Raw genomic sequence first — 13,448 nt, 5'->3', positions numbered from 1 at the left:
GTTGACTTGAACGTGTGGGAGTTTTTAGACTCTACGTCATTAAGTTTTAGCTGTATCGGGAAGCGTCGGGAAGCGCAAACCGCCTTGGTAAAGGCATTACTTAGTCTAAACGAAGTTATATATTTCTCCTTTTGGAGATTTTGTCTAATAAGGACAGCAAATGAAATTTAAGATCCGTTCTCTATGCGTAGCATTAACTCTAGCCGCTTCCGCTCCTGCGGTTCAAGCAGATGATTTACTGCAAATTTATCAACAGGCACTGACAAGTGACCCACTCGTGTTGCAAGCGCAAGCGCAACGTAACGCTTTGTTTGAAAAGATTGAACAAAATCGTGCGCCACTGTTACCGACTATCAGTGCAAACGTGGGCTATGACAAGGCATGGAATGATCCTCGAGATGATAGCAGCGGCCTGACTGGCAACCTAAAGCTCAATCAAGTCATCTATGACCATAGTGCTTGGGTAGGTTTAAGCCTTGCGGAGAAAGCCGCTTCTCAAGCTGACTCAACCTATGCATCGGCACTGCAAAATTTGATCACTCGCGTGACTAAAGCCTACTTTGATGTATTAACGGCCAAAGATAACTACGAGTTCCAAGGTGCAGAAAAACGCGCGATTGAGCGTCAACTTGAGCAAACTAAACAACGTTTTGCCGTTGGTTTAACTGCGATTACTGACGTTCATGAAGCTCAAGCACAATATGACTTAGCCTCAGCCTCTGAAATTTTGGCAGAAAATACCCTTGCCAATAGTTATGAAGCACTGCGCGAAATCACGGGTATCGATCACAAAGCCTTAAACGTACTCGACACTAACCGCTTCTCAGCAGTCACACCAGCACCGAGTTCATCTAGTGATTGGTTAAAAATTGCCGAGACCAATAGCGTCGATCTAATGACTCAACGTATTGGCAAAGATATCGCTCAAGAGACCATTAGCCTCTATAAAGCAGGCCATATGCCATCACTAAGCTTAAATGCTGGTTATAGCAAAGGTTTAGAGCAAAAATTAGGTAATTCGAATGAACCTGATTTTGACAACATGAGCGCAGGCATTAACTTAAGTATTCCGATTTTTGAAGGCTTTAAAGTCTCATCACAAGTCAAAGAAGCGCAGTTCCAATATGTTGAGGCAAGCGAGAAGTTGGAACAAACCTACCGTAGCGTAGTGAAAAACGTTCGTAATAACTACAACAACGTGGGGGCGTCAATCAGCTCTATCCGTGCTTACGAACAGTCTGTAATTTCATCTGAAAGTGCATTAAAGGCTACGCAAGCAGGCTTCGAAGTTGGTACTCGTACTATTGTTGACGTATTGAACCGTACACGCGATCTGTACGACTCAAAACGTAAATTATCAGATGCGCGTTACAGCTACATCAACTCGATTGTTGCACTGAAACAAGCAGCGGGTACATTAAACGAAGATGATGTTATTGCTATTAACAACGGCCTAAAAGCTGAATAAGTTAAGCAATATTGTCCAATAAAAAAACCGCCAAGATTGGCGGTTTTTTATTGTCAGAATTACGACTTAGAAGTCAATTTCGACGCCAGCGAAATAGCCATCAAACTTTGAGTCAGCACTAATGCCAGAGAAATTATTCACATCAAAGGCAAACTCACGATAGCCAACGCGCACACGGGTATCCACCGCAACACCATCAAACTGCCAGCCTAAACCGACCGCATAATCGTGTACATTCGACTCATTCACCCCAAGCATTAAATCTGCAAAGCCAAATAAGCCTAAACCCGGCATGCTCACATGGGTACTGGCGTACCCCATAACAATTCCGCTATCTACGTCTTTCTCTTCTGGATGACCTGCATCTTGGACACGCAGAGAGCCATTCATCAACTTATAAGCTGCGCCCAAATCAAAAGATAAAATATCGTTATCCAGCAGTTCGTAATACAACACAAAATCGGTGTTGCTCAGATCGGTATAACTGGTCACATTACCTTTAAAATCATGACCATTAAAGCTGAAATCAGCGTTCGCCAAGCTACCTTTTTGATCAAGACTGTTTTCACGAATTTTCAGATTTGGCACAAAAGGCAGTGGGTGTTCAACGGCAAACCAATAGCTACCCTGCGCTGATGAGCTGTAGTCAAAACCTTGTTGTGGCTGACCTTTATCGGAAAAAGTACCGCTAGTATCGGCGCGCCAATAATCGCCACCTATTTTAAAACCAACCACAGTGGCCGCGTGAGCTGATGTAGCCATTATGCAGCCTAATACTGCACTGGCCAGGAGTATTTTTTTCATAATTAACCTTGAGATAGCAAGTTCGTTAAATCAATCACCGCGGCATTTGCACGGGATACATAGTTAGCCATAACCAATGAATGATTAGCGACTAGACCGAAACCACTGCCATTAAGCACAACAGGGCTCCAAACCGTTTGCTGAGTTGCCTCTAGTTCACGAATGATCTGTTTTAGGCTCACTTCAGCATTTTTCTTTTTCAGCACGTCAGCAAAATCGACTTCAACTGCACGCATAAAATTCAGTAATGCCCATGAGGCGCCGCGGCTCTCATAAAACACATCATCAATTTTCCACCAGCTGGTTTTCACCTGATGGCTGGCTAAATTAGGGGTTGATTGACGCGCAGCATTATCCCCCGCTAAATCGGTGTTAAGACGTTCTTGACCTACACTTGCAGATAACCGTTGCGACATACTGCCTAAACGTTTTTGCACTTCTTTGAGCCACTCATTAAGGTTATCTGCGCGGGCATAAAACTGTGCATCTTGATTATTCGGGTCCATCATTCGCGCCCGGTACAACTTAAGTAGCTTAATACCATCGCGGTATTCGCTTTCAGCACTGGGAACTAACCAACTGGTATGGTCGATGTTCAACTTAGCCTGCGCTTCACTCAAATCTTTATCAGCGGTAGATTGCGACTGTGAACGGCTAAACTCTTTACGCATAATCAGCGCCAAATCACGCGCTTGCTCTAAAGCGCCATACTCAAAGGCGGGCATGTTATCCATAAAGATTGAGGGTGGCATAACATCATTCGATAGCCAACCACCTTGCTTATCCAGCAGCGTTTCAACAGTCATAATCAAAGAGGTTGTGGTCGCATAACCAACAACATTCTTTTCTGTGGCAGTAAGCTGTTGTGGCGTCAGCGGATCAGGCTCGATACTCCACCAGACACTCACAACATAACCAATTAAAACAACGCATAAACTAACTCCAGTGACCTTCTTCCATGTGATTTGCATCAAGCGACTCCTTAATGATGGTGATGATGCTCGGGTTCAGCAGCATTCTCGGCCTGCTTAGCGACAGGCAATGTAATCGTCATTTTTTCGCCATCGTTAAACTCTAATTGCAGCTTAACTTGCTGATCTAACACTAATGGAGCCTTAAGCCCAATTAGCATGACATGCTCCCCCGATGGCATCAGGGTTAATTTTCCATGGGATGGAATATCAAAGCCTTCAACATGGCGCATTTTTACCATACCTTGCTCTTCAATAATGGTATGCAATTGCGCTTCGTTCGCTACGTCGGTTGTCACGCCAATCAAGCGTACGGCTTTATCGTTGTGATTTTCGAGCGTAAAGTAAGCGGCGGTATTTGGAACGGTATCAGGCATTGCACGTACATGACCTTCAGTCATCACTACGTTGGCGAAAACAGAAAATGAGGCACAGGATAAGGCAACACAATTAAACATCTGTTTGAATATCGGTTTCAATGTCTTAAACTCCATGTCTACCCAATGTCGTCGTAAAGGAAAACAACCCATGAGTCATATACAGGTTCGGGATGATCAGGGCGTTCGTGTTATCAGCTTTAATCGCCCAGATAAACGCAATGCACTTGATCTTAATATGTATAAACAACTGACAGAATACCTGATCGAAGGTGAAGCAGACAACGACATTCGTGCCTTTATGCTCCATGGTGAAGATAATTGTTTCACCTCGGGCAATGATGTTGCAGACTTTTTGAAAAATAGTGACTTAGGGCCAAACCATCCTGCGGTACGCTTCTTATTTTGTTTATTAGAGCTCAAAAAACCACTGGTCGCTGCCGTTTCTGGTGCGGCTGTTGGTATTGGTACCACTGTGCTACTGCATTGCGATTTAGTTTACGCAGACAATACAGCTAAGTTTCAACTGCCCTTTGTTAATTTAGCCTTGGTCCCTGAAGCGGGCGCGAGTTTACTCCTACCCGAATTAGTGGGTTATCAAAAAGCAGCTGAATTATTGCTGCTCGGAGAAAGTTTTGATGCTGATACCGCCCACAGACTGAACATCATTAACGGTGTGATCGCCCAAGAAGAGTTATTGGTTTATGCCTTTAACCAAGCGAAAAAACTAGCCAATCAACCACCGCAGGCGCTGCAAATTACCCGTCAGTTGATGCGACCACATAAAAACCGTGTGCAACACCAAATGCATCAAGAATTAGAACAATTTAGTGCAAGACTTAAAAGTGATGAAGCAAAAGCCAGATTCCAGGCTTTTCTTAAAAAGTGATACTCACTTAGCAAGTGCTCATTATTGGCATGAGGGTCAATGTGCCCTCTTGTTGATAGCATCTCGCTAACGATTGTGGCCATAAACGTGTATAGGCTGTCCCATTAATGTCCCACAATCTAGAGTACAAAAACTTGGCTTAAATCGGTCTTTTCCATTGTTCTACAAGCAAAGCCAACACAAAATACACCAGTAGACTCACGCCTGGCATAAACAGAATTGCCCCCGCCCATACCACTCGCGTCCAAAAACAGGACCAACCAAATTGCCACGCCATACCTGATGCAACACCACAGACCAAACGTTGTGAATTGTTCATTCGTATTTGCGCTCGTTTCATTTTGAACTCCAAAATTTTATGAGTTACTTATCGCTGACACTATGCCACTGAAACCAGCAGATAATGCCTGAAAACAACGCGAGGCTAATCACTGGTAGCAGTAGCAAAGTCATTAGAGGTGCTACAAACCACATAGGCAGATCCTTACTTATTCGCGCTCAATTCACCTGTGGTTGCCGAATCAGTTTGGGTATCCGCGCTCAGTGTTAATTGACTATTAAAGTCATAGATACTTTCAGCCAGTTGCGTTTGCAGCGATAACACCAATTCACGCTTTGTATTCACTAACAACTCCTGCGCTTGGGTGCTAAGAGTTTGCTCAATGGCGCTCATAACATCAGATACAGGAGCCGCTTCAGCATGTGCTGTAACACTCGCCATTAATGTACCGAATAACACACTCACTTGAACTGATTTTTTAACATTTGAAGTAAACATGATGTCGTCCCTTTCGATTGATTAACTTGACATAGGGACTATTACAAAGGGCGTGCCAACTTACCAAATAAGACTTAACACACTAATTTAATTAGATTTAAAAATTTATTTTAAGCTAGAACGAGATAAGCGAGATATTTAGGAAAGGTAAAGTGGTGAAAAATACTACAACGTTTAGTGAATCTCACCACTTTTTAAATCGAATGATTATTGAGCAATTATTTCTGTTTGAATACTCAAATAAGCCTGCTTTACCACCTCTATGCCCGCACCGTTTTTATGGGCGTTTTCGCTTAAATAACGACGCCACGCACGGGCACCAGGCAAACCTTGGAATAAGCCAATCATATGGCGAGTGATATGATTTAGGCGTCCGCCCGCCTGCAAGTGAGCCTCGATATAGGGCACCATCGCCTCAATCACAGCCTCACGGCTAATCACCGTCTTCTGGCTGCCGCAGAGCAGTTGGTCAACCTGCGCCAACATATAAGGATTCTGGTAAGCCTCACGTCCTACCATCACACCATCTAAGTGCTGCAAGTGGGTTTGGGCCTGTTCAAGGCTAGTGATGCCACCGTTAATGCTGATATTAAGCGTCGGATAATCACGTTTGAGTTGATAAACACGTTCGTAGTCTAAGGGCGGGATCTCGCGATTTTCCTTCGGGCTTAAGCCTTGCAGCCAAGCCTTACGCGCATGGATTATAAACTCACCACAGCCTTTAGCCATGACAGTATCAATAAAGTGAGTCAAAAACTCATAGCTATCCTGCTCATCGATCCCGATGCGCGTTTTTACCGTCACAGGAATATCAACCACTTGCTTCATGGCATCGACACATTCAGCCACCAGCTCAGGTTCAGCCATCAAACAGGCTCCAAAGCGACCATTTTGCACCCGATCCGAAGGACAGCCCACATTGAGATTCACTTCATCATAACCGCGCTCAGCGGCCAGTTTGGCGCAGCGCGCAAGTTCAGCAGGATTAGAGCCGCCTAATTGTAATGCCAGAGGATGTTCCTCTTGGTTATAGGCAAGATAATCGCCACGGCCATGCAAAATCGCGCCGGTGGTCACCATCTCGGTATACAGCAAAGCATTAGCCGACATTAAGCGCGCAAAATAACGGTAATGACGATCCGTCCAATCGAGCATCGGTGCAATGGAAAAGGTGCGGTCGAGCTGTAGACCATCATTAAGATTATTTTTCAACACGTGACTATCGACTCAAGTAATTAAAATTTGCCAGTAAGTTCAAACTTTGAGGGATAAAGCGCCTTAACTTAAGCAGCAGATGAGCAATACAGCGCCAGCGTAAAAATACAAAAACAGTAAACGAGTTAACGTTTACTGTTTTATTGCCCCTCAGAGCAAGCGGGATTATACCCTAAACCGCCTGCTTTGTGGAGATAATGCAGGAACAGGAGCCGACTCTGAACCAAAGCTACAACTCGCTCCAACGCCTGAGCAAGTTATGATAAACACCCGTTAGATTAAACAGCTCTTGTTCAGGCGCGGCCTGCAACGTCAAAGATTGAATCGATTGATCGAGTTGAAATAACAAGCGGCGCTGCCCCTCATCGCGCACCATGCTCTGTAGCCACATAAAGGCGGCGGTTCGCTCACCTGATGTGACAGGCGTAACCTGATGTAAACTCGTTGACGGGTATAACACCAAAGATCCCGCCGCCAGCTTAATGCTTTGCTGGCCATAGGTATCTTGGATGACCAGCTCACCACCTTGATAAGTGTCTGGTTCGCTTAAAAATAAGGTGGCAGACAGATCGGTACGCACCATACCGTCACTCGTCGAGCGAATTGCATTGTCGATATGATAACCAAAGGTTTCTCCACCTTGATAACGATTAAACAAGGGCGGATAAAACTGTAATGGAAGTGCTGCCGAGACAAATAAAGGATGAGCTAACAAGCGCTCCATAATCAATTCACCGATGCCAATCGCAACGGGATCGTCTTTATCCAACTGCTGATTGCGCTTACGGGTACTCGCCATCACGCCTGATGTTTGATTGCCATCAATCCAAGTGCGAGCATCGAGTTGTTCACGTAACTGATTGACTTCTTGTTTAGAAAAAACATGAGGAATTTCAATAAGCATCTTCAAACCTTAAGGAAAGCATAAACATCAAAGGCAGCCCTAGGGCTGCCATTCAAATCGTCATTCACTGATATTAAAAGTGCATATCGGCACTTAACATCACCAAACGTCCAGGCGCCATATTGGCAAAGTGCGCGGTGTACGCTTTATCGTAATAACGCTCGTCCGTTAGATTTTGAACGTTCAGGCGTAAGGTCAAGAATTCGCTCATCTTATAGGATGAGGTCAAATCAAAACGCCAGTAAGACGGAATTGACAGCGTATTAGCCGTATTGCCATACACTTTGTCCATATAATAGGCACCCGTGCCGACCGTTAACTGCTCGGTAATATCGTAAGTGGTGAATAAACTTAGGCTATTTTTGGCTGTATTAGGGAAGCGATTACCATTTTGCGCTGCGTTGTAACCATTGCTTTCGAGGGTAGCGTCCAAATACGTATAACCACCAAAACCATGCCAATCTTTAGTAAAGTCACCGGAAAAGCCGATTTCAAAGCCTTTGACTTTTTGCTCGCCGACGTTTTCCTGCGGTGCATTACGATCGCCAGAGGTCGCAACGCGGGCATTGTTTTTCTCGATTTGGAATACAGAGCCATTCAGAGATAAACGCCCCTCCCAAAGATCCCATTTAGTGCCTAACTCGTAGCTTTCGGTGTCTTCTGGTTCTAAATCGGCATTAGTGCTGCCAAGACGATCTGCCCCATCTCCGTTGGACGTGCCAGGTGGATTAGAGGAAGTGCCCCACGCAGCGTAGATACTGCCATTTTCTGCGGGCTTATATAGCACCGACAATTGGTAGTTGAAGAAATCAGCATCATTGCTGAATCGAGAGGTTGAGTTCTCAGCACTGGTGGTATAGTCATCCCAGCGGATACCTGCGTTAACCATCCATGCTTCAGTTAACTCAATCGTATTAAAGGCATAGATAGAGCGAGTATCGGTTTCAGTCACTGTCGCATCGGTACCAAGTGTAATCGTACCAACCCAAGGATCGTGGGGATTCGGGTTATCCAGCAACGTACAGTTGTAGTTATCCAGCATTGCCTGATTACAACCCGCGTTGCGACCATTGCCCGTATCGACGGTGTAACTCAAATTGCTAGTACGTTCGTTACTGAGTTCAGTCCCGACTGCAAAACGGTTAGTCATTCCTGCAAGTTTTGCTTCACCCGAGAGTTGCAATTGAGTCGCTAGGGTTTTAGTGACCGAATGGCGCGACTTAGTGTTTCGCCAAACATAACCATTAGCCACGTTGCCAGTGGTGTCGTCTGGGTTAGTCACAATATAGTAATTGCTGTTACGGCTATAGATAGACGTCGAAGTGAACTGCATGTCGTTGTTAAAATCATGGCTGATCAACACCGAAGCTGTATCGTCCATCGTATCGCGAAAATCCCGCGATAATAAGCCATAGAAATTGTCTGGATCGACATCGGCAGGTTTGCCTGTCGCCTGATCGTAGGGAATACCATAATCAGGAATATCATGGTTTTCAAAATGATAATATTCAAGGGTCACTTTAGTTGGCGTCGTTAACCCAAAAGTAACTGACGGTGCAACGCCCCAACGATTACCTGTGACCTCATCACGCCCAGGAGTGTCAGCATCGTGAGCCATCATGTTGACACGAACCGCAGCTTCATCGGTAATCACATGGTTAATATCAACATTGGCACGTTTGAGGGCATCAGTCCCCACGGCAACATCGGCGTTAATAAAATCTTCAGCCTGAGCTTTTTTGGTCACAATGTTAATGCTACCGCCAACCGCGCCACGGCCGTTATAGACAGAGCTTGGGCCTTTCAGGACTTCAATTTGTTCAATGTTAAAGGTTTCACGGCTTTGTGAACCCACATTACGCATACCATTGATAAAAGTAGAGGATTGAGCATCGTATCCACGAATAAACGGCCTATCACCGTAGGGGTTCCCCCCTTCGCCAGTACCCAAGGTAATACCAGGCGTCGCTCGTAGCGCATCAGTAAAACTCTGCGCGCCCATATCTTTGATCAGATCTTGATTGATGACTGTTACAGTTTTCGCAGTATTGAGCAGGTCTTCGGTAAATTTACCCGATTGTACTTTGCGGGTGTTATAACCCAAGTACTCACCATTGACCTCAATATGTTCAACTTTTTTATCTGCGACTTGTGCCTGCTCCGCGGCCATAGCAGGGATAGCAGAAACCGCCATCCCTATGGTTAACGAACCTAAAACATGGGCACCAAGCGTGACTCGACCATTGCGACGTTTTGCAAATTTCATTTAAAGCATTCCTGTTGCGGACTAAACCCTGTAACAGATGTCCCCCACCTGTTAATCGCCCGCTAATATATGTAAAATTATTTTTGTGATCAATAATTATTATCATTTACATTATAATTTAATGTAAATCACAGTTTAAGCCGTTTATAGTTGTTAGGCACAGCAAAACGACTGTAGCTACATTGGTAGGGTTAAAGATACGCCTATGATAGAAATGAAAATTTCCTTCAAAAATCTTTCGCATACATTCAAGCTATCGCACTATAGCCTAACGGCATGCTCATTCGAATCATCAACCTTTCGGTGGAAACGTGCCTTTGGACTCATTGAGGGGGCATGCAGAATACGCGACTCTTTTACCGCTTGTAGCGTGGCTTTTGGTAAAAAGACTTTTACGATAAATAACAAGAAAATCGTGAAATTAACCTCACATTTCCATTTGTGTCATCTAAGCTGATAGAGTGTGATTAAGATTGCTGTGGTCAAGCCACTTTTCGACTACCCTTAATTACGTGGTGACCATAAGGCTTAAGTTCATAAGAGGACACACTGAAGCATGAACGTCAATTTTATTAATCCTTTTTTGCAGTCGCTGCTCAATGTTATTTCGACCATGGCCAGCCTAGAGCTCACGCCAGGTAAACCCCAAATCAAAACTGACAACTTAGCCAAAGGCGATGTATCAGGTTTGATTGGTATGGTTGGGCCACAAACCAAAGGCTCACTTTCAATTACGTTTGAGCAAAAACTGGTACTGCAAATCATGCAAAATATGCTGGGCGAAAACCCCGGCAAAATAAATGAAGAAGTAACCGATCTGGTGGGTGAAATCACTAATATGGTTACGGGGGGCGCAAAAAATCTTTTAGGACAAAAGGGTTACGAATTCGAAATGGCAACACCAATGGTCGTTTCAGGTCAAGGGCATACAATTTCCCATAAAGCCAACGGCACCAAAATTATCATGCCATTTACCAGTTCTTACGGAACTGCATTTATCGAAGTTTGCTTCGAAAATTAATTAAATATCATAAGTTTGTAGGAAAACATTGGATGTTTGGTTGGCTGTAACGGGTACGCTTTGCTCCACTAGAGCAAACCTGATAGCCAATCAGTAAATCGATTAACTGTATGCTAGATAAAGAAAAACGGCGCATTAGCGCCGTTTTGTCATTCTAATTTGAGCAAACTATGCTAAGCAAACAGCTACTCTTGGAGTCAGTTTAGTCACTAATTCATAGGCGATGGTACCAATGTGTTCGGCCACCTCCTCTACGGGTAAAGCCTGCCCCCAAAGTAGCACATCATCACCGACTTGATCCGCTGCATCTTGGCCTAAATCTACGGTTAACATATCCATAGATACGCGGCCAACAATCGGCACTCGGCGACCATTTATCCATACAGGCGTGCCTTCAGGCGCATTCCGCGGATAGCCATCACCATAGCCAATAGCGACAACGCCAAGGCGAGTATCTTGTTTGGCTGTCCAGTAACAACCATAACCTACAGGTTGACCCGCTTTATGATCGCGCACCGCGATCAAACGTGAGACTAAGTTCATCGCGGGGATCAAACCATGGTTCGCACCGCAATCTCCTGTGACAGGAGATACGCCATAGAGCGCAATGCCTGGACGGATCCAATCCCCTTGGCTTTTAGGCCAATAAAGCGCACCCGCCGAGTTGGCTAAGGTTCTAAACCCAGGTAAATCCGCAGTTAACTGGTTAAAGGTTTGCATTTGTACTTGAGTGTAATGATTATCTGGCTCATCAGCACAGGCAAAGTGGGTCATCAAATGAATAGGTTTGGCAACATTTTCGCAAGCTGCCAAACGCGCATAAACCGCAGTGAATTGTTCAGGCGTGACCCCTAAACGATGCATCCCCGAATCGACTTTTAGCCACACGGTGACAGGCTTCGTTAAGTTTGCCTGTTCTAACATCTCGATTTGCGATTCGTGGTGCACCACAGTATCGATATCGTGCTCCACCAACAAAGGTAAGTCGGTGCTGCGAAAAAATCCCTCCAGCAATAATAAACGCGCCTTAATACCACCTGCGCGCAGTTCTAATGCCTCTTCCAAACGGGCTAAGCCGAAACCATCGGCAGTATGTAAACAATGAGCGACATTTAATAATCCATGACCATAACCATTGGCTTTCACCACCGCCATCACTTGGCTGCTGCTCGCCTGCTGGCGTAAAACGGCGAGGTTGTTTTGCAGTGCAGTACTGCTAATTTCTGCTCGAGGAAAAGGTTTCAAAATTTGCCTTGTCTATTTGGAAAAGTCTGGAAATAAAAAGAATACATAAGCTTTGCTTATCTTCTAACACCGGGAATTAATCTTCTTCAAACTGAGGACCTGCATAGTTATCAAAACGGGAAAACTGGCCTTGGAAGGTCAAGCGCACACGTCCAATTGGGCCGTTACGCTGTTTACCGATAATGATTTCCGCCGTGCCCTTATCGGGAGAGTCGTTGTTATACACCTCATCACGGTAAATAAACATGATGAGATCCGCATCCTGCTCAATAGAACCTGATTCACGTAAGTCCGAGTTCACAGGGCGTTTATCGGCACGTTGTTCGAGCGAGCGGTTAAGCTGGGAAAGTGCGATAACGGGGATTTCTAATTCTTTAGCTAATGCCTTAAGAGAACGAGAGATTTCAGCAATTTCAAGGGTACGATTGTCCGATAATGCCGGCACTTGCATCAGCTGCAAGTAGTCGACCATGATCATCGATAATCCGCCATGCTCGCGGGCAATACGGCGGGCACGGCTGCGCACTTCGGTCGGCGTTAAGCCTGAACCATCATCGATATACATCTTACCTTGCTCAAGCATAATGCCCATGGTCGAGGATACCCGCGCCCAATCCTCATCATCGAGTTGTCCGGTACGGATTTTGGTTTGGTCAACGCGCCCTAAAGAGGCCAACATACGCATCATGATCTGTTCTGAGGGCATCTCGAGGCTGAAAATAAGCACGGGCTTGTCTTCATTCATCGCCGCCTGTTCGCACAGGTTCATCGCAAAGGTCGTTTTCCCCATCGACGGACGCGCCGCCACGATGATCAAGTCGCCGGATTGAAAGCCTGCTGTCATTTTATCGAGATCAGTAAAGCCACTCGATACCCCGGTTACACCATTGTGTGGATTGTTGTAGAGCTGCTCAATCTTATCAACGGTTTTTTCCAGAATGGTTTTGATGCCTTCAGGGCCTTCGTTAGCATTGGTGCGCTGCTCAGCAATTTTAAAGACTTTGCTCTCAGCTAAATCGAGTAGAGCGCTGGAATCGCGGCCTTCAGGGTTATAACCCGCATCGGCAATCTCATGAGCAACGCGGATCATCTCGCGTACGACTGCGCGCTCACGGACAATTTCAGCATAGGAAACAATGTTGCCGGCACTCGGGGTGTTTTTGGCAATCTCGCCCAAGTAGGCAAAGCCGCCCGCTTCTTCGAGTTGGTTTTCAAGCTCAAGCTGTTCAGAAACCGTAATTAAGTCGATAGGTTGGCCTGTTTCGACTAAACGGTGCATGGCGGCGAAAATCATCCGGTGCGAGCGAGAATAAAAATCCTCTTTCACTACGGTTTCAGCCACTTTATCCCAAGCGTCGGCGTCTAACATGAGGCCGCCTAATACCGATTGTTCAGCCTCAATTGAATGCGGCGGTAGCTTGAGGCTATCGACCTGCAAATCCCTTGGCTTACTCTTAGGCTTAAAAGCACCTTGTTGTGACATTAACACTCCCGATTTCCAACAACTTAA

General features: G+C 45.3%; 13 protein-coding genes. 3 read left to right on the top strand and 10 right to left on the bottom strand.

What is annotated here, in order from left to right:
* The first annotated feature begins 160 nt into the window (after positions 1–160).
* The gene (gene tolC / locus AEA42_RS10650; RefSeq protein WP_037422145.1) at positions 161–1,468 is read left to right on the top strand and encodes an outer membrane channel protein TolC; all 1,308 of its coding nucleotides are present in this window, start codon (positions 161–163) and stop codon (positions 1,466–1,468) included.
* A gap of 66 nt (positions 1,469–1,534) precedes the next feature.
* Here the strand turns inward: tolC and AEA42_RS10645 are convergent, their stop codons facing one another.
* The 3 genes from AEA42_RS10645 to AEA42_RS10635 are packed head-to-tail and all read right to left on the bottom strand — an operon-like array spanning position 1,535 to position 3,737.
* On the bottom strand, positions 1,535–2,272 hold the full coding sequence (locus AEA42_RS10645) for a TIGR04219 family outer membrane beta-barrel protein (protein ID WP_037428021.1): 738 nt from the start codon (positions 2,270–2,272) through the stop codon (positions 1,535–1,537).
* 2 nt (positions 2,273–2,274) lie between these two features.
* Complete coding sequence (locus AEA42_RS10640) at positions 2,275–3,243, bottom strand: DUF2333 family protein (protein WP_037422138.1); 969 nt, start codon at positions 3,241–3,243, stop codon at positions 2,275–2,277.
* Between the two features lie 11 nt (positions 3,244–3,254).
* Positions 3,255–3,737, bottom strand: coding sequence for a copper chaperone PCu(A)C (locus tag AEA42_RS10635; RefSeq protein ID WP_037428023.1), 483 nt, complete (start codon positions 3,735–3,737; stop codon positions 3,255–3,257).
* 34 nt (positions 3,738–3,771) lie between these two features.
* On the opposite strand from AEA42_RS10635, the gene AEA42_RS10630 reads away from it, so the two are divergent.
* The gene (locus tag AEA42_RS10630) at positions 3,772–4,509 is read left to right on the top strand and encodes an enoyl-CoA hydratase-related protein (RefSeq protein ID WP_055647701.1); all 738 of its coding nucleotides are present in this window, start codon (positions 3,772–3,774) and stop codon (positions 4,507–4,509) included.
* Positions 4,510–4,648: 139 nt separating this feature from the next.
* Here the strand turns inward: AEA42_RS10630 and AEA42_RS10625 are convergent, their stop codons facing one another.
* The 5 genes from AEA42_RS10625 to AEA42_RS10605 all read right to left on the bottom strand — a co-directional run bounded on the left by AEA42_RS10625 (position 4,649) and on the right by AEA42_RS10605 (position 9,672).
* Positions 4,649–4,849, bottom strand: coding sequence for a PspC domain-containing protein (locus tag AEA42_RS10625; protein ID WP_037422129.1), 201 nt, complete (start codon positions 4,847–4,849; stop codon positions 4,649–4,651).
* A gap of 144 nt (positions 4,850–4,993) precedes the next feature.
* On the bottom strand, positions 4,994–5,287 hold the full coding sequence (locus tag AEA42_RS10620; protein WP_055647700.1) for a hypothetical protein: 294 nt from the start codon (positions 5,285–5,287) through the stop codon (positions 4,994–4,996).
* Positions 5,288–5,494: 207 nt separating this feature from the next.
* Positions 5,495–6,502 carry a tRNA dihydrouridine(20/20a) synthase DusA gene (gene dusA / locus AEA42_RS10615; RefSeq protein ID WP_055647699.1) on the bottom strand — a complete coding sequence of 336 codons (1,008 nt, stop codon included), beginning with the start codon at positions 6,500–6,502 and terminating at the stop codon, positions 5,495–5,497.
* A 229-nt stretch (positions 6,503–6,731) separates the two neighbouring features.
* Positions 6,732–7,406 carry a Fe2+-dependent dioxygenase gene (locus tag AEA42_RS10610; RefSeq protein WP_055647698.1) on the bottom strand — a complete coding sequence of 225 codons (675 nt, stop codon included), beginning with the start codon at positions 7,404–7,406 and terminating at the stop codon, positions 6,732–6,734.
* 73 nt (positions 7,407–7,479) lie between these two features.
* Positions 7,480–9,672 carry a TonB-dependent siderophore receptor gene (locus AEA42_RS10605; protein WP_055647697.1) on the bottom strand — a complete coding sequence of 731 codons (2,193 nt, stop codon included), beginning with the start codon at positions 9,670–9,672 and terminating at the stop codon, positions 7,480–7,482.
* A 556-nt stretch (positions 9,673–10,228) separates the two neighbouring features.
* Between AEA42_RS10605 and AEA42_RS10600 the strand changes: the two genes are divergently transcribed.
* Positions 10,229–10,693 (top strand): chemotaxis protein CheX, encoded by a 465-nt coding sequence (locus AEA42_RS10600; RefSeq protein WP_037422113.1) that lies wholly within the window; start codon positions 10,229–10,231, stop codon positions 10,691–10,693.
* Positions 10,694–10,861: 168 nt separating this feature from the next.
* Here AEA42_RS10600 and alr read toward each other — a convergent pair whose 3' ends face one another.
* Together alr and dnaB are read right to left on the bottom strand one after the other, a co-directional pair.
* Complete coding sequence (gene alr / locus AEA42_RS10595) at positions 10,862–11,938, bottom strand: alanine racemase (RefSeq protein WP_055647696.1); 1,077 nt, start codon at positions 11,936–11,938, stop codon at positions 10,862–10,864.
* 76 nt (positions 11,939–12,014) lie between these two features.
* Positions 12,015–13,421, bottom strand: a complete 1,407-nt coding sequence (gene dnaB, locus AEA42_RS10590) for a replicative DNA helicase (protein ID WP_037422109.1) — start codon at positions 13,419–13,421, stop codon at positions 12,015–12,017.
* Between the last annotated feature and the right edge of the window lie 27 nt (positions 13,422–13,448).

Source organism: Shewanella sp. Sh95, from assembly GCF_001308045.1.
GTDB lineage: Bacteria > Pseudomonadota > Gammaproteobacteria > Enterobacterales > Shewanellaceae > Shewanella > Shewanella xiamenensis.
The sequence above is the reverse complement of the archived record's forward strand: the minus strand, read 5'-3'. Positions and strand labels throughout refer to the sequence as shown.

What these genes read in the sequence shown, in the direction of transcription:
- AEA42_RS10610 (WP_055647698.1), bottom strand. Translation starts at nt 7,406, where the DNA reads ATGCTTATTGAAATTCCTCATGTTTTTTCTAAACAAGAAGTCAATCAG.
- AEA42_RS10635 (WP_037428023.1), bottom strand. Translation starts at nt 3,737, where the DNA reads ATGGAGTTTAAGACATTGAAACCGATATTCAAACAGATGTTTAATTGT.
- AEA42_RS10630 (WP_055647701.1), top strand. Translation starts at nt 3,772, where the DNA reads ATGAGTCATATACAGGTTCGGGATGATCAGGGCGTTCGTGTTATCAGC.
- tolC (WP_037422145.1), top strand. Translation starts at nt 161, where the DNA reads ATGAAATTTAAGATCCGTTCTCTATGCGTAGCATTAACTCTAGCCGCT.
- AEA42_RS10625 (WP_037422129.1), bottom strand. Translation starts at nt 4,849, where the DNA reads ATGAAACGAGCGCAAATACGAATGAACAATTCACAACGTTTGGTCTGT.
- AEA42_RS10645 (WP_037428021.1), bottom strand. Translation starts at nt 2,272, where the DNA reads ATGAAAAAAATACTCCTGGCCAGTGCAGTATTAGGCTGCATAATGGCT.
- AEA42_RS10620 (WP_055647700.1), bottom strand. Translation starts at nt 5,287, where the DNA reads ATGTTTACTTCAAATGTTAAAAAATCAGTTCAAGTGAGTGTGTTATTC.
- AEA42_RS10605 (WP_055647697.1), bottom strand. Translation starts at nt 9,672, where the DNA reads ATGAAATTTGCAAAACGTCGCAATGGTCGAGTCACGCTTGGTGCCCAT.
- dnaB (WP_037422109.1), bottom strand. Translation starts at nt 13,421, where the DNA reads ATGTCACAACAAGGTGCTTTTAAGCCTAAGAGTAAGCCAAGGGATTTG.
- AEA42_RS10600 (WP_037422113.1), top strand. Translation starts at nt 10,229, where the DNA reads ATGAACGTCAATTTTATTAATCCTTTTTTGCAGTCGCTGCTCAATGTT.
- AEA42_RS10640 (WP_037422138.1), bottom strand. Translation starts at nt 3,243, where the DNA reads ATGCAAATCACATGGAAGAAGGTCACTGGAGTTAGTTTATGCGTTGTT.